Consider the following 21,760-nt stretch of genomic DNA (forward strand, 5'->3'; position numbering starts at 1 on the left):
TCGGACTCCTGTCACGGGAGGAACTGTTGCATGATCATCACGACACCCATGGCCAGCACGAACCAGCCGAACGCGCGGCGCAGGGTCTCGTCGGGCACCCGGCCCGCCAGCCGGCCGCCACCGAGGCTGCCGACGATGGCCGCGGCGGTGAACGCAGCCGCCAACCGCCAGTCGACGCTGGTGCTGCTGAGGTAGCCGAGCAGACCCGCGCCGGACTTGACCGCGATGACCACGAGCGAGGTGCCGACGGCCGTGGCCATGGGCACCCCGCCGAGCAGCACGAGCGCCGGGACGACGAGGAAGCCCCCACCGGCACCCACGAGGCCCGTCACGGCGCCGATCACGAGCCCTTCGACGACGATGTGTCCGAGCGGGAGGGGCCCGGTCCGCGGCTCGGTCGAGGGCCGCCGGCCACCCCCCAGCATCGCCACCGCGGTGACCGCCATCATCACCCCGAACGCGGCGAGGAGCCACTCGCCCGGGACGAAGGCTGCGGCGCGGCCGCCGCCGTAGGCGCCGACCATGCCGGTCACCCCGAAGATCGCTGCCGTACGCCACTGGACCCGTCCGGCGAGGGCGTGGGGGATGGCGCCCGCCGCGGCGGTGGCGCCGACCACCACCAACGAGGTCGCGATGGCGACCTTCGGATCGAGCCCGGCGACGTAGACCAGGATCGGGACCGCCAGGATCGATCCGCCACCGCCGAGCAGGCCGACGCTGACCCCAACGAGCAGGGCCAGCGCGAGCGTGACGAGGAGGATGGTCACGCGGGTCGGACGGTGGGCACGGTCGGTGTCTCCGGGGCGAGGCGACAGGTCGGACGACCTGCCGGGTCCAAAGGTACGGACATCTGGAGGATATGTCCGGACAACTTGACGCAGTGCGCGTCAGGCGCGTGCCCGGCGTCGACGCAGCAGCTTGTCGGTCTCGCTGATCAGCACGACGGCCACGGCCACGGCCAGGATGCGGGCCCAGCCCGCCGCGGTGACCGGCTCGATCTGCAGGACCCGCTGGGTCGGCTCCCAGTGGGTCGCGAGCAGGTGGACGATCACCGCCACGATGGTCGAGATCAGCAGGAACGGGTTGCCGTGGAAGCGGGTGACCAGGATGGAGCGGCGTTCAGACCGCGCGTTGTAGGCGTGTGCCGCCATGGCGATGACCAGGGTGGTGAGGGCAGCACCTCGCTGCTGCGGAGGGGACAGCCCGGCGTCGATGGCCCACGTGTAGAGCCACAGGCTCCCGGCCGCCATCGCGGTGCCGGTCAGCACCGTGCGCTCCCACAGGGCACGGCTGAGGATCCCCTCGGAGGAGCGGCGAGGGGGCTGGTCGAGCACGCCGCGTTCGCCCGGATCGAAGGCCAGCGCCACGTCCTGCAGACCGTTGGTCACCACGTTCAGCCAGAGCAGCGCGGCGGGGACGTAGGGCAGCGGCAGCCCGGCGACGATGGACGCGATGATGGCGACGATCGACGCCGCTCCGGTCGAGAGCAGGAAGTAGGTCACCTTGCGCACGTTGTCGAAGACGACGCGGCCCTCCTCGACCGCGTCGACGATCGACACGAAGTCGTCGTCGGTCAGGACCATGTCGCTGGCCTCGCGCGCGACGTCGGTGCCCGACCGCCCCATCGCCACGCCGATGTCCGCGGCCTTCAGGGCGGGGCCGTCGTTGACCCCATCGCCGGTGACGGCGACGACGAGGTCGTGGGACTGCAGGGCCTGGACGACCCGGAGCTTGTGGTCCGGCGTCACCCTCGCGAACACGTCGACGTCGCCCACCACGTCCCGCAGTTGCGCATCGTCCATGCGCTCGAGGTCGGCGCCGGTGAGCGCCTGCGCCTCGCCGCTGATCCCGAGGTCACGTGCGATCGCCCGGGCCGTGGCCACGTGGTCGCCGGTGATCATCACGACGCGGATGCCCGCGCTCCTGCACCGGGCGATGGCGTCCGCGACCCCCGAGCGCGGCGGGTCCTGCATGCCGACCAACCCGGTCAGCGTGAGCGCGTCGGGCACCGGAGGACGGTGCGGGTCGACCTGTGCCGCCGGCAGATCCAGCCGACGCTGCGCGGTCGCGAGGACACGGAGGCCGCGCGCCGCCATGTCGTTGGCGACCGCGTGCACCTCGTCGAGGTCGAGGGGCCGGGTCACCGAGCCGCTGCGCACGCTGGTGCACAGTTCCAGGACCCGCTCGGGTGCTCCCTTCAGGCGCAGGACCGCCGCGCCGTCCCCCTCGTCGGTGACCACGTAGGAGCACCGCGCCTGGGCCTCGAACGGCACGCTCGCCAGCTCGGGGTGCTGCCGGCGGACGTCGACGTGGGCGAGCCCCGCCTCCCTGGCTGCGACGAGCAGCGCCCACTCGGTCGGATCGCCCCGGTGGTCGACGATCTCGTCCCCGTCGAGGATGAGGTCGGCCTCGCTGCTGAGGATCGCGGTCCGCAGGCTGTCGGCCAGCGCCCCGCAAGGGTCGGCCGAGACGACGTCGCGCGCGTCCCGCCTGGTCCCCCCCGGCTCGTGGGCCGTGCCGGCGAAGGACACCCAGCCGTCACCGGTCCAGCCGAGCAGGACGGTCATCCGGTTGGCGGTGAGCGTGCCGGTCTTGTCCGACCCGATCGTGTCGGTGCTGCCGAGGGTCTCGACCGCGGGCAGGGAGCGGATGATGGCGTTGCGCTTCGCCATGCGGTGCACGCCCAGGGCCATCGCGACCGTGAAGGCGACCGGGAGGCCCTCGGGGACGACCGCGACGGCGAGGGCGACCGCCGTCAGGAACATCTGGTCGGCGGGCGTGCCGAGTGCGACACCGAGGACGAACGCGACCACCGTAGCGCCGAGGACGACGACCGCGATGATGTTGGCGAAGCGCCGCATGCGCTTCTGCAGCGGGGTCTCCGGGCGCGTCGCCTGCTGGATGCTGGCGGCGATCGATCCGAGCTCGGTGCCGGTCGCCGTGGCGATGACGACCCCCCGTCCACGACCGTTGGCGACGGCGCTGCCCATGTACGCCACGCACGTTCGATCCGCGACCGGGGTCTCCTCCGCGACCGGGGCGGTGCCCTTGCGGGTCGGGTCGCTCTCGCCGGTCAGGAGCGACTCGTCGATGTCGAGGGTGGTGGCGCTGACGAGCCGCAGATCGGCCGGGACGCGGCTGCCGCTGGTCAGCACGACGAGGTCCCCGGGGACCAGTTCCGCGGAGTCGACGTCCTGCTCGACCCCGTCGCGCACGATCGTGGAGCGGGGTGCGGCCAGCTCCATCAGGGCCCGGACCGACCGGTCGGCCTTGCGTTCCTGGGTCGCGCCGATGGTGGCGTTGATGACGAGGACCGCGGCGATGACCGCGGCGTCGGTGTGCTCGTCGATCACGATCGTCACGGCGAACGCGACCAGCAGGATGACGATCAGCGGGCTGGTGAACTGCCCGAGGAGGATGCGCCACAGGCTCAGCGGCTCGTCCCCACCCAGTTCGTTGCGGCCGTGGGTCTCCAGGCGCTCGGCGGCGTCCCGCGCGGTGAGACCCCGTGTCGCGTCCGTCCGCAGCTCGGCCACGACACGCTCGACCTCGTCGGCGTGCCTCGGCGCCGACTCGTCGCCGCGAGTCACCGGGCCGGCGGTCGCTTGCGTCATCGCCAACCTCGAGCCTTCCCTCCACCGGCGCAGCGGCCGGCCGGTCGGCCGTGGGTACGACCCTCCGGTGCCGACGGTAGGGAGCGGGGTGCGGCGCGAGCAGGACCGCAGGTCCCGACCGTGAGGGTCGGTCGGCCTCGGCCGTCGGAGGCCCTAGCGTGGACGCATGAGCGATCTCGATGCGGCGACCATCGTGGCCGGCCTCCCGCTCGCGGAGAAGGTCCGGCTGCTGTCCGGGCGCGACTTCTGGCACCTCGAGCCGGTCCCGAGCGTCGGGCTGCCGGCCGTCATGGTCACCGACGGCCCGCACGGCCTACGCAAGCAGGTCGGGCACGCCGAGGAGCTCGGGCTCGGCGAGGCCGCACCGGCCACGTGCTTCCCGACGGCGTCGGGGCTGGCCGCGTCCTGGGACGAGGTGTTGCTCGGGGAGGTCGGCGTGGCGCTCGGCCGTGAGTGCCGCGCCGAGGACGTCGCCGTGCTGCTCGGCCCGGGCGTGAACCTCAAGCGCCACCCCGCGGGGGGACGCAACTTCGAGTACCTGTCGGAGGATCCCCACCTCGCCGGGAGGCTCGCCGCGGCACTGATCGAGGGCGTGCAGTCGCAGGGCGTCGGCACGAGCCTCAAGCACCTCGCGGCCAACCATCAGGAGACCTTCCGGATGGTGACCGACACCATCGTGGACGAGCGCACCCTGCGCGAGCTCGAGCTCACCGCGTTCGAGATCGCCGTCCGTCGGGGGTCGCCGTGGACGGTGATGTGCGCCTACAACCGGTTGAACGGCGAGTTCTGCGCCGACAGCCGGTGGCTGCTGACCGACGTGCTGCGTGACGAGTGGGGCTTCGAGGGCGTCGTGGTCACCGACTGGGGGGCGGTCGACGATCGGATCCTCGGGATCGAGGCCGGGCTCGACCTCGAGATGCCGGGCAACGGGGGTGCCTGGGACGCGGACGTGATCGCGGCGGTCCGGTCCGGGCGGCTCGCCGAGGCCGACGTCGATCGGGCGGCCGAACGTGTCGTCGATCTCGTCCTGCGGGCGCAGTCGAACGTCACCTCGGACGACACCTTCGACGCGGACGCCCACCACGAGCTCGCACGGCGGGCCGCGGCGGCCGCGACCGTCCTGCTGACCAACGACGGGATCCTGCCGCTGTCGGCGGTCAGCACGGTCGCCGTCGTCGGATCGTTCGCCGAGCATCCCCGGTACCAGGGGGCGGGCAGCTCGCAGGTGGCCCCGACCCGCCTGGACCCCGCGCTCGCCTCGTTCCGTTCCCGCCTCGGCGCGGCGGTGACCTACGCGGCGGGCTACGACCCGGTCACCGGGGACACCACCGACCAGCTCGTGGCGGACGCGGTGGCCGCTGCCACCGAGGCCGACGTGACGATCGTGTTCGCGGGCCTGCCCGGCAGCTACGAGTCCGAGGGGTTCGACCGCCAGCACCTGCGGCTCCCGGACGGCCACACCCGCCTGATCGAGGCGGTGCTCGAGGTGGACCCGCGAGCGATCGTCGTGCTGAGCAACGGGGCGCCGGTCGAGCTGCCGTGGGCCGAGCGGCCGGCCGCGCTCGTGGAGGCCTACCTCGCCGGACAGGCATCCGGATCGGCGATCGTGGACGTGTTGTTCGGGGACCGCGAGCCGGGCGGCCGGCTGGCCGAGAGCTTCCCGGTGCGGGCCGCGGACCTGGCAGCCGACCGGTGGTTCCCCGGGGGACGCCAGCAGGTCGAGCACCGCGAGGGTCTGTACGTCGGCTACCGGTTCCACGACACCGCTGGGGTTCCCGCACGCTTCGCGTTCGGACACGGGCTGAGCTACACCACGTTCCGCGTCGACGAGGTCGCCGTCACCGGGTCCGGGCAGCGCTTCACGGTCCGGGCGCAGGTCACCAACACCGGGGAGCGTCCCGGGTCCGAGGTGATCCAGGTCTACGTCCGTGACGTGGTCTCCACCGTCCACCGGCCGGCCAAGGAGCTGCGCGGCTTCGCCAAGGTGCACCTCGAGCCCGGCGCCTCCGAGGTCGTGTCCGTCGAGCTCGGTCCGCGCGCGTTCGCCACCTACGACGTCGAGGCGAGCAGCTGGCAGGTCGAGGCCGGGACGTTCGAGGTCCTGATCGGGACGTCGTCGGTCGCCATCCACGAGGCCGTCAGCATCGAGGTCATCTCGTCGTCCCCGGCGCCGACCCCGTCCCAGGCCTCGGCCGGCCTGGTCGCGGACGACGCCGAGTTCGACGCGATGCTCGACCACCCCGTCCCGCGCCCCGGGCCGCTGCGACCCTTCCACCGCAACTCCGCCGTCGCCGACCTCGACACGACGCGGCTCGGGCGGCTCGTGAAGCGCGCCATCGTGTGGGCCGGACGCCGGCAGACCGGCGCGGTCGGTGCGGAGCACGACGAGGCGACGCGGCGGATGTTCGAGGCCGTCATCGTCGAGGCGCCGCTGCGCGGCCTGGTGGTCCTCAGCGGCGGCCGAGTGTCGTTCCGTCAGCTCGACACCCTGATCGACCTGCTCAACGGCCGGCCCCTCCGGGCGCTGCGGCGGGTGCTGCGGCGTGGGTCGCCGACGACGTAGCCACGACGGTTCCGGTCCGGGCGGCGTCTAGCCTCGCCGCCCCCGCCCTCTCGAGGAAGCCGTTGTCCCGTTCACCGTTGCCCTTCGACCCGGTCGCCGAGGCGCACCGTCAGTGGGTCGCGCACGGGTGGAGGGACGCAGCGGACGGCATGGCCGCGGTCACCTCGATCGTCCGAGCCCAGCAGATCCTGCTGGCCCGCATCGACGAGCAGCTGCGCGATCTCGACCTGACCTTCGCGCGCTACGAGCTGCTGATGCTCCTGCACTTCAGCCGGGAGGGGCGCCTGCCGCTGAACGTGGTCGGCAGTCGCCTGCAGGTGCACCCGACCAGCGTCACCAGCGCGGTCGACCGGCTCGAGCGCCAGGGGTTCGTACGTCGCTCGCCGCACCCGACCGACCGACGCACCAAGCTCGCCGAGCTCACCGACGCGGGCCGCGAGCGCGCCCTCCAGGCCACCGAACGGCTGAACGCCTCGGTGTTCTCGGCACCCGGCCTGTCCGGGGCGGAGGTCGACCAGCTGGTGGCGGTGCTTCGGGAGCTGCGGCACGGCGCCGGCGATTTCTAATCGACCCGTCGCCAGCCGGGCATCGCGGCCGGGTTCAGTCGCGCCGCCCCGTGGTGGCCAGCTGTAGCCCGAGTCCGATCATCGCCACACCACCCGCGCCACCGATGCGGGCGAGCCGCCGGGGTGACCTGGCGAACCACGCCCTGGCCGTGCCGGCCGTCAGCCCCCACGCACCGTCGCAGACCAGGGCGATCGTGACGAAGACCAACCCGAGGACCATCATCTGCAGCGCGATCGGCGCGCCACCCGGCGCGACGAACTGCGGGAGGATGGCTGCGAAGAACACGATCGCCTTCGGGTTGGCGATGCCGACGACGACCCCGTCGATGAACAGCGAGTGGTGTCGGCCGGCGTGCTGGTCCTGCTCCTGGAGATCGTCGCCGAGCTGATGCCGGTGGCGGAGGGCCTGGACGCCGAGCCAGACGAGGTAAGCGGCGCCGGCCAGCTTGATGGTCGTGAACACCGCGGCGGAGCGGGCGACCAGCGCCCCCAGACCCGCCGCCACCAGGACCACCTGCCCGAAGACGCCGACGGCGTTGCCCAGCACCGTCAGCAGCGCCGCGCGGCGACCGTGGGCCAACGCCCGGCTGATGACGAACATCACGCTCGGGCCCGGCACCAGGATGAGGGCCGCGGCGAGCAGGCCGAAGGGCAGGAGGCGATCGGCAGGAGGCACGGCACCCTCGCTGGTCAGCCGCAGCGTCGACAGCGGCGGGCGGGAACCTAGCGGTCGGGGACGGGGCGGTACCGGGCGCGGCCACCGCTCGGTACGCTTCGCGAGAAACTAGGACGTCCTACTATCTGTCGTCCTGGATCGCGCCTGGAAGGAACACCGTGGTCGCCGAACCGAACGATCTGCACGTCCCTGAGCACCCCGTGCGGTTCGTGACCGCGGGCAGCCTGTTCGACGGCCACGATGCCGCGATCAACATCATGCGCCGCCTGCTCCAGTCGCAGGGCGCCGAGGTGGTCCACCTCGGCCACGACCGCAGCGTCGACGAGGTCGTGACGGCCGCGCTGCAGGAGGACGTCCAGGGTGTTGCCGTCAGCTCCTACCAGGGTGGGCACGTCGAGTACTTCACCTACCTGGTCGAGCAGCTGCGCGAGCGTGGCGCCGGTCACGTGAAGGTCTACGGCGGTGGTGGCGGTGTCATCGTCCCCGACGAGATCGCCCTGTTGCACGAGCGAGGTGTCACCCGCATCTTCTCGCCCGCGGACGGTCAGCAGCTCGGCCTGCCCGGGATGATCAACACCATGATCGTCGACTGCGACCACGACCTGTCGACCGAGCTGTCCGCCGTCGACGCGGTGCTCGGCGGGGACGAGGCGGCGCTCGCCCGCGCGATCACGGCCCTCGAGTGCGGCGCCGGTGACGATCTCGTCGGTCCGCTGCGTGAGGCCGCGGACCGACGGTCGGTGCCGGTCCTCGGCATCACCGGTACCGGCGGGGCGGGCAAGTCCTCGCTGACCGACGAGCTGGTCCGTCGTTTCCGGCGCGACCTCGAGGACAAGCTGCGCATCGCCGTGCTCGCCATCGACCCATCGCGGCGACGCGGTGGTGGCGCGCTGCTCGGCGACCGGATCCGCATGAACGCCATCGCGCCGGGCCGGGTGTTCTTCCGCTCGATCGCGACGAGGTCGCACGGCTCGGAGGTCCCCGAGCACCTGGGCGACACCATCGCCGCGTGCAAGGCCGCCGGGTTCGACCTCGTCATCGTCGAGACGCCGGGGATCGGGCAGGGCGACGCGGCCATCGTCCCGTTCGTCGACGCGTCCCTCTACGTGATGACCCCGGAGTTCGGCGCCGCATCGCAGCTCGAGAAGATCGACATGCTCGACTTCGCCGACGCGGTCGCGGTCAACAAGTTCGAACGGCGCGGTGCCGACGACGCCCGGCGCGACGTGGCGCGCCAGATGGTCCGCAACCGCGAGGCGTTCGGGACCCCGTGGGAACAGATGCCGGTCTTCGGGACCAGCGCGGCACGGTTCGACGACGACGGGGTGACGGCCCTCTACCACCACCTGCGTGGCGTGCTCCAACCCCACGGTCTGGACGTCGGTCCCGGGGTCCTGCCGAAGGTCGACACGATGGTGTCGACCGCGCTGTCGAGCGTGATCCCGTCGGGTCGCGAGCGGTACCTGTCCGAGATCGCCGAGGCGGTCCGTGCCTACCACCAGCGCACGAGCGAACAGGCCGATCTCGTCCGTCGGCGTCAGCAGCTGGCGGCCGCGGCCGAGGAGCTCAGCCGCGACGGCGACGAGGCTGCCCGTGAGGCGGTCGAGCGCCGGCTGGCCGAGCTCGCCGAGGGGATCGATGCGGACGTCGAGGCGCTGCTCGAGGACTGGCCGGCCACGGTCGAGGCCTACTCGGGTGACGACTTCGTGTACACGGTGCGCGACCGCGAGGTCCACGTGCCGCTGACGCGTGAGACGTTGTCGGGCACCAAGGTCCCGCGCGTCGCGCTGCCGCGCACCCGCGACCACGGCGACCTGCTGACCTTCCTGCGGTCCGAGAACCTGCCGGGGCGGTTCCCCTTCACCGCCGGGGTGTTCCCCTTCAAGCGCCATGGGGAGGCGCCGGCACGCATGTTCGCGGGGGAGGGGGACCCGTTCCGCACCAACCGCCGCTTCCACTACCTCGCCGAGGGCAACCCGGCCACACGCCTGTCGACCGCGTTCGACTCGGTGACGCTCTACGGCCGCGACCCCGAGGAGCGCCCCGACGTCTACGGCAAGGTCGGGACCTCCGGGGTCTCCGTGGCGACCCTCGACGACGCCAAGGCGCTGTACGCGGGGTTCGACCTGACCTCGCCGACCACGTCGGTGTCGATGACCATCAACGGGCCGGCTCCGACCATCCTGGCGATGTTCCTCAACACCGCGATCGACCAGCAGCTCGACGCCTTCCGCGAGGTAGAGGGCCGCGAGCCCGACGCGCAGGAGGCCGAGGACATCCGCGCCCGGACGCTGCGTGAGGTCCGAGGCACGGTCCAGGCCGACATCCTCAAGGAGGACCAGGGCCAGAACACCTGCATCTTCTCGACCGAGTTCGCGCTGCGGTGCATGGCGGACGTGCAGGAATGGTTCATCGAGCAGCAGGTCCGCAACTTCTACTCGGTGTCGATCAGCGGCTACCACATCGCCGAGGCGGGGGCGAACCCCATCACCCAGCTCGCCTTCACCCTCGCCAACGGCTTCACGTACGCCGAGGCGTACCGCGCCCGTGGCATGGACGTGGACGACTTCGCCCCGAACTTCTCGTTCTTCTTCTCCAACGGCATGGACGCCGAGTACACCGTGATGGGCCGGGTGGCGCGCCGCATCTGGGCCATCGCGATGCGCGACCGGTACGGCGCCAACGAACGCAGCCAGAAGCTCAAGTACCACGTGCAGACCTCGGGCCGGTCCCTGCACGCCCAGGAGATGGACTTCAACGACATCCGCACCACCCTGCAGGCCGTGTGCGCCATCTACGACAACACCAACTCGCTGCACACCAACGCCTACGACGAGGCGGTCACCACCCCCACCGAGTCGTCGGTGCGCCGGGCCCTGGCGATCCAGATGATCATCGACCAGGAGTGGGGCCTGGCCAAGAACGAGAACCCGCTGCAGGGCGCGGCGATCGTCGACGAGCTGACCGACCTCGTCGAGGAGGCGGTGCTCGCCGAGTTCGACCGCATCTCGGACCGTGGCGGGGTGCTCGGGGCGATGGAGACCGGCTACCAGCGCGGTCGCATCCAGGACGAGTCGATGCTCTACGAGCACAGGAAGCACGACGGCTCGCTGCCGATCGTCGGGGTCAACACCTTCCTCCGCGAGGACGCCGACGGCGATCCGGACGGTCCGGTCGAGCTCATGCGCGCGACCGACGACGAGAAGCGCAGCCAGCTCGAGCGTGTCCGCATCTTCCGCGCCGACCACGGCGACGAGGGTGCGCGACAGCTCGCGCGGCTCCAGGAAGCGGCCACCAGCGGCGGCAACGTCTTCGACGTGCTGATGGACGCCGTCCGCCACTGCTCGCTCGGGCAGATCACCGAGGCCTTGTTCGAGGTCGGGGGCCAGTACCGCCGCAACGTCTGACGGGCGACCTCCGTCAGGGCAGCTCCTGCTCCAACGCGGCACGGACGTCCGCGGGGATCGGCCGAGGGCCGTCGGTGCCGACGACCACCAGCACGCCCCGGGCGGTCGCGGCGCACCGCCGACCCTCGAACACGCCGGTCGCGACCGTCAGCGAGGTGCGGCCGAGCGCGACGAGCCGCGAGGCGACCGTCAGCTTGGCCGGGTACCGCAGCTCCGCGCGGAAGTCGATCTCGAGCCGGACGAGGACGAGCCCCGCCACCGCATCCGAGGTCTCGCGCGCACCTGCGTGTGTGAGCAGGTCCATGGCGAAGGCGACGCGGCCCGATTCCACGAGCGCGGCCACGGCGACGTTGTTGACGTGGCCGAGCGCGTCGGTGTCGCTGAAGCGCACCTGCTCGTCGACGACGTGGCGGTAGTAGCTGCGGTCGGTCGTCGGATCGTCCACCGCGGCCTCCAGGCGTCGTCACGGGCGGTCGCGCCCCGTCCGGCCGGCACCCTAACCCTCGCCGGTCCGTACCCTCGGGCGTTCCCGGACCGAGGCTGCCCGCGTGTACCCCGCCCCCGCGCTGCTCGAGGTCGCACGTATCTGGTGGGACGTCGACCGGGTCCCGGCGGTGACCTGGGACGCCGAGGGGCGCTGCTTCGACCTCGTGGACCCGCTGGAGCCGTCGTCGCGCCTGCGCCTGGTCGCGTTCGCCGCGCCGGTCGACGATCCCACCGCGATCGCCGCGGTGCTGGCGGAGGCCTTCGCTGCCTGCGACTTCCCTCCGGACGGCGACGGCGTCCCGCCAGCCCGGGCCGAGCTCACCGTGCGAGCGCACGGCATCCGGGCCCCGCGGCCGGGTTGAACCGGACAGGTTGTGCCTCGTCCGGGTGTCGGTACCGTGGGCCGACGACAGGGTCCAGACAGGCGCTCGGTCGTTCGACGATGACGGAGCGCCTGGCCTCTCCCCGGTACGGGTGATCCGCTGAACGGAGATGCCTGTGCCAACCGACGGAACCTGCCTCATGTGCTCGGCACCGTCGCCAGAAGGGCCGTGTTGCTCGACGTCCTGCCTCCGCGCGGCGACCCGGGAACGCGACCGCAACCTGCGTGAGCTCCGTCTCTTACGCGCCACCGCCGGTACCGAGGACGTCTGTGCCGAGCTCACCCGCCGCAACGGCGAGTTGACCGGTGCCCTGGTGGCGGGGATCTCGGCGTTCCGTCCCGACCGCACCGACAGCATGGCCTGAACCGACCCTGGCGCTCGCGCGCCCTGCGCCCCCGACCCAGCTGGATGGGGTCGGGGGTTCCTCGTTGGGGGCACGAGGGGGGCGAGCCGAGGCCGCGGCGGCGACGGTGGCACGGACCCCGACCGAACGAGGAGCCCGTGACCCTCCCCGCCGTCATCACCGACGCCGACGTGACGCTGGCGACCGATGCGGACACGCTGGCGCGCTGCATCGACGCGTTCCTCGCCTGTGCAGCCGCCTGCACCGCCTGCTCCTCGGCGTGCCTGGCCGAGGAGAACGTCGCCGACCTCCGCGACTGCATCGCCACCGACGACGTCTGCGCCGAGGTCTGCACGGCCACCGCCCGCGTCGCGTCGCGGCTGGAGAAGGGCAGCTGGCAGGTGCTGCGCGCGCAGCTCGAGGCGTGCCGCGTCGCGTGCCAGGCGTGTGCGGAGGAGTGCCGCGCGCACAGCGAGATGCACGAGCACTGCGCCGCCTGTGCGACCGCCTGCGAGCGGGCCGAGACCGCCGCGCGGACCCTGCTGGACGCCATCCCCGCCTGAGGGACCGGCGCCCATCCCGCCACCTGGTGCGGGCGGCCGGGCGCTAGCCTCGCCGCCCGCGTGGAGGGGTGAGCGTGCGCGTGCTGATCGTCGAGGACGACCCCTCGGTGGGAGCGTCGCTGGTCGACGGTCTCGCCCTCAACGGTTTCGAGGCGAGCTGGGTCACCACCGGCGCCGAGGCGCTCGCGTCGGCCGACAGCGCGGACGTGGTGCTGCTCGACCTCGGCCTCCCCGACCTCGACGGCTTGGAGGTCTGCCGGCGCCTGCGGTCGGTCTCCGACGTGCCGATCGTGGTGCTGTCGGCACGCACCGAGGAGCTCGATCGCATCCTGTCCTTGGAGCGTGGCGCCGACGACCACCTCGTCAAACCGATCTCGCTGCGTGAGCTCGTGGCACGGCTGCACGCGCTCGAACGACGCATGGAGCGGCTCGGCGGCTCCGATCGGGCGGGCGACGGGACCGCCACCGTCGAGGTGGGTCGGCTGCGGCTGGACCCACGGACCCGGACCGTGACGGTGGACGGCGAGCCGGTCGATCTCACCCCGAAGGAGCACGACCTCCTCGCCGCCCTGCTGGCCGACCCGGGGGCGGTCCGCACCCGCGAGGAGCTCATGGACGAGGTGTGGGACGAGCACTGGTTCGGGTCGACCAAGACCCTCAACGTCCACGTCGCGTCGCTGCGGAGCAAGCTCGGTGATCCGGCGTGGATCGCGACCGTCCGTGGCGTGGGGTTCCGCCTCGTCGACCCCGATGCCGACCCGGATGACCGGTGACCGGCGAGGCACCGCCGCCACCACCGATCGACGCGGGCGTCCCGGCGCTGGCCCGCCAGCTCGTGCGGCGCGTCGTCGTGCCGCTCCTGGTCGGTTTCCTGGTGTTCCTCGTCCCCCTGGTCGTGCTGTCCGTGCGCGATGCGCGGACCGGTCTCGAACAGCAGGCCGAACTGCGGGCTGCTGCCCTCGCGCTGATCGCCCGCGACGTGCTCGGCACGGGTGGGCCGATCGTGGCGATCGAGGACCTGCCGCGGCTGCCGGGTGAGCAGGTCGCCCTGATCCTGCCGTCGGGCGGGCAGCTGCAGGCCAGCGCCCCCCTCCCCGAGGAGGTCCGCCGCAGTCCGGTCATCACCGCGGCCCTGCGCGGCGGCATCCAGGCCGAACGGCTCCCGGCCATCGGGGCCGTCGTGGCCGCCGCCCCGGTCATCACGGGCGCACGTGTCAACGGCGCGGCGGTCACGATCCTGCCCTCCGACGAGGCCGACGCGCGGGTGCGTTCGACGTTGCTCCTGCTCGGCGTCCTGTCGACGGGTCTCCTGGTGGTGGCCGTCGTCGCCGGCCGCTCCCTCGCCCGGACCATCGTGCGCCCGATCGCGACCCTCGACCTCGTCGCCGGGCGCTTGGCCGCGGGGGACCTCGACGCCCGCGCGCCGACCGACCTCGGACCGTCCGAGCTGCGGCGGCTCGCCGTGACCCTCAACCGGAGCGTCGACCGCCTGCAGGACGCCCTCGCGCAGCAGCGGCGGTTCGTCGCCGACGCGTCCCACCAGCTGCGGACACCCCTGACCGGCCTGCGGCTGCGGCTGGAGGCGGCCGAGATGGCGGCTGGCGACGACCAAGGTCGGCTGGCTGCCGCCGTCGCCGAGGTCGACCGGCTCACGGCCCTGGTCGGTGACCTGCTGCTGCTCGCACGCACCGAGGCGCAGGGGGAGGGCGACCGATCCGCCGTCGCCGATGTGGACGTCGTCCCGGTGGCCGAAGAACGCGTCGCGACCTGGGTCCTGCTCGGCCAGGAACGCGGTGTCGCCGTGCGTGCCGACGTCCCGGACGGACCGGTCACGGCGTCGGTGCGGCCGGGCGCGCTCGAGCAGGTGCTGGACAACCTGCTCGCCAACGCGCTGCGGGTCGCCCCGGCCGGCAGCGGCGTCGACGTGACGGTCGGCGAGGGGCCGAACGTGGTGCTCGTCACGGTCGCCGACCGTGGACCGGGCCTCACCGACGATCAGCGTGCGCGGGCGTTCGATCGCTTCTGGCGCGCGTCGGACGCGGCCGCGGGAGGCTCGGGGCTCGGCCTGGCGATCGTCCGCGAGCTGGTCCGCGCCTCGGGTGGCGACGTCGCCCTCCACCCGCGTGACGGTGGCGGGCTTGTCGCCGAGGTGCGCCTCCGGCCGGCCGGGAGGTGATGCTGCGGACCCGGCGGGGGAGCGGGGAGCATCGCCGGCCGGAGGCGCGGGCCCTCAGCCGGCGGGGCGCTCGGCGAGGGTGGTCTCAAGGGTCAGCTCACGACCGTCGCGCAGCACCGTGAGCGGGACGGTGCGTCCGACCTCGCTGCGCTGGACGGCCCCGGCGAGCTCCTCCATCGACCCGACGGGTCGATCGTCGAAGGCCACCACGGTGTCGCCCTCTCGGAGCCCGGCTGCTGCGGCGGGGCTGTCCGGTTCGACGGCGACGATGACCGCACCCGACTCCGCGTCGAGGCCGTAGCGCTGCGCGACGCCGGGGTCGAGGGTGACCCCCTGGACGCCGAGGAAGGCGTGCTCGACCTGACCGGTCTCGATCAGCTGGTCGGCCACCGTGCGGACCGTCGCGACCGGGATGGCGAAGCCGATGCCGTTGTTGGTCCCGGTCCGCGACAGGATCGCGGTGTTGATGCCGACGATGCGCCCGGACGCGTCCACCAGCGCCCCGCCCGAGTTGCCCGGGTTGATCGCCGCGTCGGTCTGGATCATGTCGACCAGCGGCGCGCCCGGGGTCGAGACCGAACGACCGACGGCGCTGACGATGCCGCTGGTCACCGAACCGTCGAGCCCGAACGGTGACCCGATGGCCACGGCGAGGTCTCCGACGGCGGGAGTCGTGTCCGCATAGGTGGGGACCGGCAGCTCCTCGGCGTCGACCCGGAGGACAGCGAGGTCGCTCAGGCTGTCGGCGCCCACGACCTCGGCGGGCAGCGTGGTCCCGTCCGGGAGGGTGACGGTGACCTGCCCGCCGGTGGCCACCACGTGCGCGTTGGTGACGAGGTACCCGTCGCTGCGGTAGATGACGGCCGAGCCGCTGCCGTTGCCCTGGGGCCCGGTGATGGACACCCGCGCGACCGAGGGACCGACCGTGGCTGCGATGTCGGCCACCGAGCCGGGTGCCGGCTCCGCGTGCTGCGTCCCGGTCGGGGCCGGCGTGGGCTCGTCACCGGCCAGCGCCCAGGTGACGGGCACCGCGACCCCCGCGCTGACCACCGCGGCGATCGCCGCGGCGACGGTCGCGGTCCGTGCCCACCCGGGACGATCACCCGGCTCCGGCGGGGCGGGTGGAGCCGACGGGGGCGGGAGGGTGGGGCCGTCGATCGGCCGGGGCGGTGCCTCGGTGGCGTCGGTCGACACGTCGGACCTCCTGCGGTCGGCACCTCCGTCGGGGTGCGGGAGCACGACGCTACGGACCACCACGCAAGGACCAGGTTCGAGGACGAGCAGGCCGAGACCAGGGTTCGGACAAGAACCGGTTCGGTCGAGCGCACGTCGTTGGTCAGCGTCGTGAGGTCCGCACCGCCAGTCGCCGGTCCGTCTTCGCCTCGTACATCCGCCGATCGGCGAAGCTGAGCACCTCGTCGGTCGTGTCGTACCCGTCGGCGAGGTGGAGGCCGACCGAGACGCGGGGCGTCAGGTGGACGCCTTCGAGGTCGACGGGCTGCTCGATGGCGCGGCGCACCCGAGCCGCGAGCTGCTCGGCATCTTCCGGGTCGGTGATGCTGCCCGCCACCACCACGAACTCGTCGCCGCCGATGCGGCCGACCGTGTCGATCTCCCGCGCGACGCCGCGCAGGCGGTCGGCCACCGTGGTCAGCAGCAGGTCGCCGATGCGATGCCCGTGGGTGTCGTTGACCGCTTTGAAGCCGTCGAGGTCGCAGAAGAGCACGGCGATGGTGCCCGCGTCGCGGCGGGACGCGGCCAGGGCGAGCGCCAGTCGGTCCTCGACCAGTCGCCGGTTCGGCAGCCCCGTGAGGGGGTCGTGCGTGGCGGCGTGCGACAGCTTGGCCTCGAGGGCCTTCCGTTCGGTGAGATCGACCACCTGGACCAGGAACCGCTCGATGCTGCCGGTGTGGTCGCGGAGCGCCGAGACGTGCAGGTTGACCCAGACCTCCGCGCCGCTCCGCTGCAGGTAGCGCCGGTCCATCGCGTAGCTGTCGGTGACTCCGGCCAGCAGGTCACCGTGCTCGATGGGTGGGGCGTCCAGGTCATCGGGGTGGGTCAGGTCGCGGAGCCGCGTCCCGAGCAACTCCTCGCGCGTCCGGTCCAGCAGCGCGCACAGCGCGGGGTTGATGTCCTCGAACCGGCCATCGGGGTGGACGACGGCGATGCCGATGGGCGCCTCATCGAACGCCAGGCGGAACCGTTCCTCGGCGAGAGTCAGGGCCGTCGCCAGCTCGTGGTCCACCGTGACGTCGCTGAAGGTCGAGATGGTGCCGATACGCCCGTCGGCGGCATCGAACGGGACGCAGTTGGTGCGCACCCAGAGGGGCGCGTCGTCCCCCCCCGAGGCGCACGACGCGGCCGAGCACGGGACTGCCGGTGAGCTGCACGTGGGTGCTCGGTAGCTCCGCGAGCGTCAGCGGCATCCCGCCCTCGTCGCGCAGATCACCCGCCGCGATCATCGCGGCACGGTCGGGGTCGTCGGCGAAGCGCAGTCCCACCATCTCGTCGGCCGCTGGGTTGGCGACGACGACGTGACCGTCTCCGTCGCGCACGATCAGACCCTCGTGCAGGGCGCCGAGGACCCCGGTCAGCAGCGCGTTCGCACGGACGCGCTCCTGGTGGGATCCGTCGATCGTGCGGCCGACGGTGATCAGCGCAGCGACGAGCAGGGCGATCACGGTGCCCGCCAGCAGCAGCGCGACGGCGGTCACCGGGGTGGTGACGGGCCACGCGTCCCGGACGCGCACGACGGCCGCAGGACCTGCTCCCGGCACCCCCATCGGCACGCCAGGCCACCGGAACAAGGCGACGTGCGTCGTGCGGCGTCCGTCGAGCGATGCGCTCAGCCGTCGAGCAGCCGCCGCTTCTGCTCGGCGAACTCGTCCTCGCTGAGGTGGCCCCGCTCGCGCAGGTCGGCCAGCCGCTCGAGACGCGTGACCACGTCGCCGTCCGCGTGGTTCGCCGGCCCCGGACCGTGCCGCAGCGCCAACGAACGCGCCTCGCGGACGCGGTAGACCTGCGACTGGAACGCCTCGGGATCCGGGATGTCCTCGAGGCGGCTCTGGCCCTGGCTCCCGGCCGACTCGAGCATCACGTCGCCGTACCCGAGCAGCCGCTCGATCACCCGCTGGGAGAACAGCACGTTGTTGATGTTCTCGAGCGGGATCTCGGTGCCGTTGCGGGCGACCATGCCGGAGCGGACGATGATGCGTTCGGTGGTCAGCACGTAGTTGGTGAACCAGTAGTCGAGCACCGCACGGCCCGCCACCAGGAGCCAGATGAGGACCGCGACCCCGAGGGCGATGCGGCCCACGGGCGGATCGAAGGCGAACCCGACCCCGACCCCGACCGCGAGGATCATCGCCCAGCTGAGGGAGGGCAGCAGGACCCGCCAGTGCGGGCGGAACTGGCGGACGATCTCCTCGTCCTCGGTCAGGAGCCGCTCCGGGTACCGCACGTCCGCTCCTGCTCAGGGGTCCACACCGTCACCATCCGCGCGCGAGACTACGCCCCTCGCGCGTCACGAGCCGGTCTTGCGCCGAGAGACGCCAAGGTCCTGGCAGATGGGGTCCATCCGCCCTGACGGAACGCGCTGCGACGGCGCACGCTCACCCCGAGCCTCCTGGAAGGAGCGGCTGTGAGCGACACGTCCATCGCGACCCGCATCGTGGTCGGCATCGATGCGTCCGAGCACGCTCGGCGTGCCCTGGCCTGGGCCCGCGACGAGGCGCGGCTGCGTGGCGCGACCCTCGAGGTGGTGCACGCCTACCCGCCGCCCGAGGTGCTGCTGATGCCGGCGGTCCTCGCCCTGCCGTCCGACACCGAGCTCGAGGCCGCGGCGGCTGCGGTCATCGAGGAGGCGCTCGAGGAGGTCGGTGGCTTCGAGGGCATCCCGCTGATCCGGACCGTCCGGGCCGGTGGCGCGGCCGGCATCCTCTGCCACGCTGCTGACGACGCCGCGCTCGTCGTGGTCGGGACCCGAGGACGGGGTGGCTTCAAGGAGCTGCTGCTCGGCTCGGTGAGCCACCAGGTGGCGACACACGCCAGCTGCCCGGTGGTCATCGTCGGTGGCGAGTCGCGCTGAGCCGCCGGGCGGGGCCGTCCAGGGCAGCCGCAGCGCCCCGGCCGGACGGTCGGGGCGGGCGACGACCGTCCCGCAGCCTCGGCTAGCCTGCCGCGCGCCCCAGCCCGTTGACCGCCACCGTTGTCGTGGCTGGCCGGGCGGGGATCGTGGCACTGGTCGGGTGCCACCCTCGCCGTCCAGGAGTCGACCCGTGTCGCGATCCGAGCTGTCGGCGCTCGCACGCGGTGTGGGTGTGCACCTCGGCGCCCTGACCGCCGTGCTCGCCGACCGGTACGGGGACCGCCCGGCGGTGATCGACCCCGAACGCACCCCCGGCCTCGACCACGGCGAGACGCGCAGCTTCACCGACATCGAGGACGCGGTCGCGCGCCTCGCATCCGTGCACGCCGAGGCCGGCGTCGGGCCGGGTGATCGCGTCCTCGTGGTCTGCGACAACCGCCTCGACGTCGCGCTCCACGCGTTCGCCATCGCGCGCCTGGCGGCCGTCCCGGTGCCGGTCAACCACCGCCTGACCGGCCACGAGATCGACGTCATCGGTCAGGCGACCGGTGCGACCGCGGCGGTCGCCGACGACGAGGTCGCGGACCGCGTCCCGGACCGGCTGCGGCTCCGGCGCGTCAGCGAGGTCGCCGAGGCGCTCCCGGCAGCCGCGCACCGTGCCCCCGCTGGCGACCTCGATCCGGACGCCACGGCGATCCTGCTGACCACCTCGGGGACCACCGGGGTCCCGAAGGCCGCGCCGCTGACCTCGCGCGGGCTGCTGTCGAGCCTCGGCCGGCTGACGGTCGTGCCGCTCGGCGCCGACCTCGGTCCGTTGCGGCGCGACCGCGACCGGATCCTGGCCTGCCTGCCGCTGACCCACGTGATGGGCTTCTCGGTGCTCCTCGCGTCGCTGTCGGCGGGCCTCCCGCTCGTGCGTCGCGCCCGCTTCCGTGCGGACGAGGTGCTCGACCTCATCGAGCACCACCGACCGAACGTGCTCGTCGCGGTCCCGACGATGTTCGCCGACCTCGAACGCGCCGGCGCGGCCGACCGCGACCTGTCGTCGATCCAGCTGTTCGTCTCCTCCGCGGACGTCCTGCCCCCCGATCGGGCGCGACGGCTGCAGGGCTACGGGGGTCTGGCCCGGATCGCGGGACGCGGTGTCGGGTCCGCCGCCGTCGTCGACATCTTCGGGATGGTCGAGCTGTCCGGTCCCGCCGCCGTCCGCCTGTACCCGCCCTCCCCGGTCGGCTCGTTGCCGGCGCCTTCCTTCGCGGTCACCCTGCCCGGTGTGCGTCTGCGCGTGGTGGACGAGGACGGCCGGACCGTGCCGCGCGGCACCGTCGGTGAGCTGCAGTGGCGGGGCCCCAACGTGCTCGGCGGCTACGAGGGACACGTTGAGGGCGGCCCCGACGCGGACGGGTGGTTCGGGTCCGGGGACCAGGGTCGCCTGCTCGGTGGCGGCCTGTTCCAGTTCGCCGGCCGGTCCAAGGACCGGCTCAAGGTCGGCGGCTTCTCGGTGTTCCCGGCGGAGGTCGAGGAGGAGCTCGAGGGGGCCCGCGGTGTGGCGGAGCTGGCCATCGTCGGTGTCCCCGACGAGCGGCTCGGCGAACGGCTGGTCGCGGTGGTGGTCCCGACGGACGGCTTCGACGACCATGCGTTCCTGCGGTGGGCCCGCGACCAGGTCGCCGGTTACCGCCGGCCGAGCGAGGTGGTCGTCGTCGACGCCATCCCGCGCGGCCCCAACGGCAAGCTCGACCGTGAGGCCGGCACCCAGCTGGCCGTCGACGCCCTCAGCGAGGAGGACGCGTGACCTCGCAGCCCCTGACCCTGACGCTGACCGACGCGCCGGTCGAGACGGTCAGTGCCGCTCTCCACGAACCCGCGCGGCCTCGCGGGCCCGCCGTCCTGCTGACCCCTGGGGCCGGCGGGAGCTACCAGGGCGCCGCGCTGACCGGCTTGGCTGAGGTCCTCCGCGACCTCGGCTGCACCGTCGTGCGTGCGAACCTGCCCCACCACGAGCTCGGGCGTCGCGCGCCTCGCGCCGAGGCATCGGTGCCCGGGTTCCGGGCACTCCTGCAGGCCGCCCGTCAGCAGGTGGCGCCGCGCCGCCCCTGGATCGCGGGCGGGAAGTCGTACGGCGGTCGTGTCGCCTCGTTGGCAGCCGTGGACGGCGACCTCGACGTGACGGGCCTGGTGTTCCACGGCTACCCCCTCCACCCGCCCGGCAAGCCCGAGCAGCTCCGGGTCGACCACTGGCACCGCGTCCCCGTCCCGGCGCTCTTCCTCCAAGGCACGCGGGACACCTTCGGGTCCGCCGCCGAGGTCGAGGAACACCTGACGAAGCTGCGCCGTCGTGCGACGCTGCTCGCCGTCGAGGGCGGTGACCACTCCCTCGACGTCGCGGGGGTCCACGCCCCGGATGGTGTGCGGCGGCCGGCGGCCGAGGTGCTCGCCCGGCTCGCAGACCCGATCGCGGCCTGGTTGCGTCGACTCGCGGAGGACTGACGGTGCTGAACGAGTTCAAGGAGTTCATCAACCGGGGCAACGTCATCGACCTCGCGGTCGCGGTGGTGATGGGGGCGGCGTTCGCTCCGGTCATCAGCGCGATCGTCGAGTCGATCCTCATGCCGTTGATCGGCCTGGTGTTCGGCGAGCCGAACTTCGACGCCATCGGCCGGTTCGGATGCGAGGGCGGTATCTGCGCGGGATCGGTCGGTGTGGCCATCACCGCGCTGGTCAACTTCTTCTTCGTGGCCCTCGCGCTGTTCTTCGTCGTGAAGGCCTACAACCGCATGTCGCGCAAGAGCCCCGAGCAGGACGCGGCTCCGGAGCCGGACGCCGACCCGGATGACGTGGTGCTCCTGCGCGAGATCCGCGACGCGCTGCGCGCCCGCCCCGGCGCGCTCTGAAC

General features: G+C 72.9%; 20 protein-coding genes. 12 read left to right on the forward strand and 8 right to left on the reverse strand.

Annotated features, from left to right (window positions below; translation table 11 throughout):
- Window positions 1–11 precede the first annotated feature (11 nt).
- Window positions 12–767 (reverse strand): sulfite exporter TauE/SafE family protein, encoded by a 756-nt coding sequence (locus NITAL_RS22035; protein ID WP_052668462.1) that lies wholly within the window; start codon window positions 765–767, stop codon window positions 12–14.
- A gap of 120 nt (window positions 768–887) precedes the next feature.
- A complete protein-coding gene (locus NITAL_RS22040; RefSeq protein WP_052668463.1) occupies window positions 888–3,614 on the reverse strand; it encodes a cation-translocating P-type ATPase in 2,727 nt (908 codons plus the stop codon).
- A 166-nt stretch (window positions 3,615–3,780) separates the two neighbouring features.
- Between NITAL_RS22040 and NITAL_RS22045 the strand changes: the two genes are divergently transcribed.
- Both NITAL_RS22045 and NITAL_RS22050 read left to right on the forward strand, forming a co-directional pair.
- Window positions 3,781–6,177 carry a glycoside hydrolase family 3 C-terminal domain-containing protein gene (locus NITAL_RS22045; protein ID WP_052668464.1) on the forward strand — a complete coding sequence of 799 codons (2,397 nt, stop codon included), beginning with the start codon at window positions 3,781–3,783 and terminating at the stop codon, window positions 6,175–6,177.
- A 77-nt stretch (window positions 6,178–6,254) separates the two neighbouring features.
- A complete protein-coding gene (locus NITAL_RS22050) occupies window positions 6,255–6,743 on the forward strand; it encodes a MarR family winged helix-turn-helix transcriptional regulator (RefSeq protein ID WP_211262596.1) in 489 nt (162 codons plus the stop codon).
- A 34-nt stretch (window positions 6,744–6,777) separates the two neighbouring features.
- Here NITAL_RS22050 and NITAL_RS22055 read toward each other — a convergent pair whose 3' ends face one another.
- The gene (locus tag NITAL_RS22055; protein ID WP_052668466.1) at window positions 6,778–7,419 is read right to left on the reverse strand and encodes a LysE family translocator; all 642 of its coding nucleotides are present in this window, start codon (window positions 7,417–7,419) and stop codon (window positions 6,778–6,780) included.
- A gap of 158 nt (window positions 7,420–7,577) precedes the next feature.
- Here NITAL_RS22055 and icmF point away from each other — a divergent pair, with 158 nt between their 5' ends.
- Window positions 7,578–10,826 (forward strand): fused isobutyryl-CoA mutase/GTPase IcmF, encoded by a 3,249-nt coding sequence (icmF, locus tag NITAL_RS22060; protein ID WP_211262597.1) that lies wholly within the window; start codon window positions 7,578–7,580, stop codon window positions 10,824–10,826.
- Window positions 10,827–10,839: 13 nt separating this feature from the next.
- Here the strand turns inward: icmF and NITAL_RS22065 are convergent, their stop codons facing one another.
- A complete protein-coding gene (locus NITAL_RS22065) occupies window positions 10,840–11,271 on the reverse strand; it encodes an acyl-CoA thioesterase (RefSeq protein WP_052668467.1) in 432 nt (143 codons plus the stop codon).
- Between the two features lie 103 nt (window positions 11,272–11,374).
- Between NITAL_RS22065 and NITAL_RS22070 the strand changes: the two genes are divergently transcribed.
- The 5 genes from NITAL_RS22070 to NITAL_RS22090 all read left to right on the forward strand — a co-directional run bounded on the left by NITAL_RS22070 (window position 11,375) and on the right by NITAL_RS22090 (window position 14,777).
- Window positions 11,375–11,674, forward strand: a complete 300-nt coding sequence (locus tag NITAL_RS22070; RefSeq protein ID WP_052668468.1) for a hypothetical protein — start codon at window positions 11,375–11,377, stop codon at window positions 11,672–11,674.
- A gap of 136 nt (window positions 11,675–11,810) precedes the next feature.
- Window positions 11,811–12,059: a hypothetical protein gene (locus NITAL_RS22075; protein WP_052668469.1), complete on the forward strand. Its 249-nt coding sequence runs from the start codon at window positions 11,811–11,813 to the stop codon at window positions 12,057–12,059.
- Between the two features lie 137 nt (window positions 12,060–12,196).
- Complete coding sequence (locus NITAL_RS22080) at window positions 12,197–12,601, forward strand: four-helix bundle copper-binding protein (protein ID WP_083441891.1); 405 nt, start codon at window positions 12,197–12,199, stop codon at window positions 12,599–12,601.
- A gap of 74 nt (window positions 12,602–12,675) precedes the next feature.
- Window positions 12,676–13,374 (forward strand): response regulator transcription factor, encoded by a 699-nt coding sequence (locus NITAL_RS22085; protein ID WP_052668470.1) that lies wholly within the window; start codon window positions 12,676–12,678, stop codon window positions 13,372–13,374.
- Window positions 13,371–14,777: a sensor histidine kinase gene (locus NITAL_RS22090; RefSeq protein ID WP_052668471.1), complete on the forward strand. Its 1,407-nt coding sequence runs from the start codon at window positions 13,371–13,373 to the stop codon at window positions 14,775–14,777. Before NITAL_RS22085 ends, NITAL_RS22090 begins: the two co-directional genes overlap by 4 nt.
- 54 nt (window positions 14,778–14,831) lie before the next feature.
- Here NITAL_RS22090 and NITAL_RS22095 read toward each other — a convergent pair whose 3' ends face one another.
- The 4 genes from NITAL_RS22095 to NITAL_RS22110 form a co-directional block, all read right to left on the reverse strand.
- Window positions 14,832–15,971, reverse strand: coding sequence for a S1C family serine protease (locus NITAL_RS22095; protein WP_052668472.1), 1,140 nt, complete (start codon window positions 15,969–15,971; stop codon window positions 14,832–14,834).
- 142 nt (window positions 15,972–16,113) lie between these two features.
- The gene (locus NITAL_RS22100) at window positions 16,114–17,022 is read right to left on the reverse strand and encodes a GGDEF domain-containing protein (protein WP_052668473.1); all 909 of its coding nucleotides are present in this window, start codon (window positions 17,020–17,022) and stop codon (window positions 16,114–16,116) included.
- Entirely contained in the window at window positions 16,958–17,584 is a 627-nt protein-coding gene (locus tag NITAL_RS28685) for a PAS domain-containing protein (RefSeq protein ID WP_211262598.1), read from the reverse strand. Before NITAL_RS28685 ends, NITAL_RS22100 begins: the two co-directional genes overlap by 65 nt.
- Before the next feature lie 38 nt (window positions 17,585–17,622).
- Complete coding sequence (locus NITAL_RS22110) at window positions 17,623–18,237, reverse strand: PH domain-containing protein (protein WP_052668475.1); 615 nt, start codon at window positions 18,235–18,237, stop codon at window positions 17,623–17,625.
- A 180-nt stretch (window positions 18,238–18,417) separates the two neighbouring features.
- Here NITAL_RS22110 and NITAL_RS22115 point away from each other — a divergent pair, with 180 nt between their 5' ends.
- The 4 genes from NITAL_RS22115 (at window position 18,418) to mscL (ending at window position 21,758) form a co-directional block, all read left to right on the forward strand.
- Entirely contained in the window at window positions 18,418–18,864 is a 447-nt protein-coding gene (locus NITAL_RS22115; RefSeq protein WP_211262599.1) for a universal stress protein, read from the forward strand.
- Between the two features lie 190 nt (window positions 18,865–19,054).
- Entirely contained in the window at window positions 19,055–20,659 is a 1,605-nt protein-coding gene (locus NITAL_RS22120; protein WP_052668476.1) for a class I adenylate-forming enzyme family protein, read from the forward strand.
- On the forward strand, window positions 20,656–21,354 hold the full coding sequence (locus NITAL_RS27575; RefSeq protein WP_052668477.1) for an alpha/beta hydrolase family protein: 699 nt from the start codon (window positions 20,656–20,658) through the stop codon (window positions 21,352–21,354). The genes NITAL_RS22120 and NITAL_RS27575 overlap by 4 nt, the downstream gene beginning before the upstream one ends.
- A 2-nt stretch (window positions 21,355–21,356) precedes the next feature.
- A complete protein-coding gene (mscL, locus tag NITAL_RS22130) occupies window positions 21,357–21,758 on the forward strand; it encodes a large conductance mechanosensitive channel protein MscL (RefSeq protein WP_052668478.1) in 402 nt (133 codons plus the stop codon).
- The last annotated feature ends 2 nt before the right edge of the window (window positions 21,759–21,760 follow it).

Origin of the sequence: Nitriliruptor alkaliphilus DSM 45188, from assembly GCF_000969705.1 — a bacterium.
GTDB classification, from domain to species: domain Bacteria; phylum Actinomycetota; class Nitriliruptoria; order Nitriliruptorales; family Nitriliruptoraceae; genus Nitriliruptor; species Nitriliruptor alkaliphilus.

What these genes read in the sequence shown, in the direction of transcription:
- NITAL_RS22040 (WP_052668463.1), bottom strand. Translation starts at nt 3,614, where the DNA reads ATGACGCAAGCGACCGCCGGCCCGGTGACTCGCGGCGACGAGTCGGCG.
- NITAL_RS22045 (WP_052668464.1), top strand. Translation starts at nt 3,781, where the DNA reads ATGAGCGATCTCGATGCGGCGACCATCGTGGCCGGCCTCCCGCTCGCG.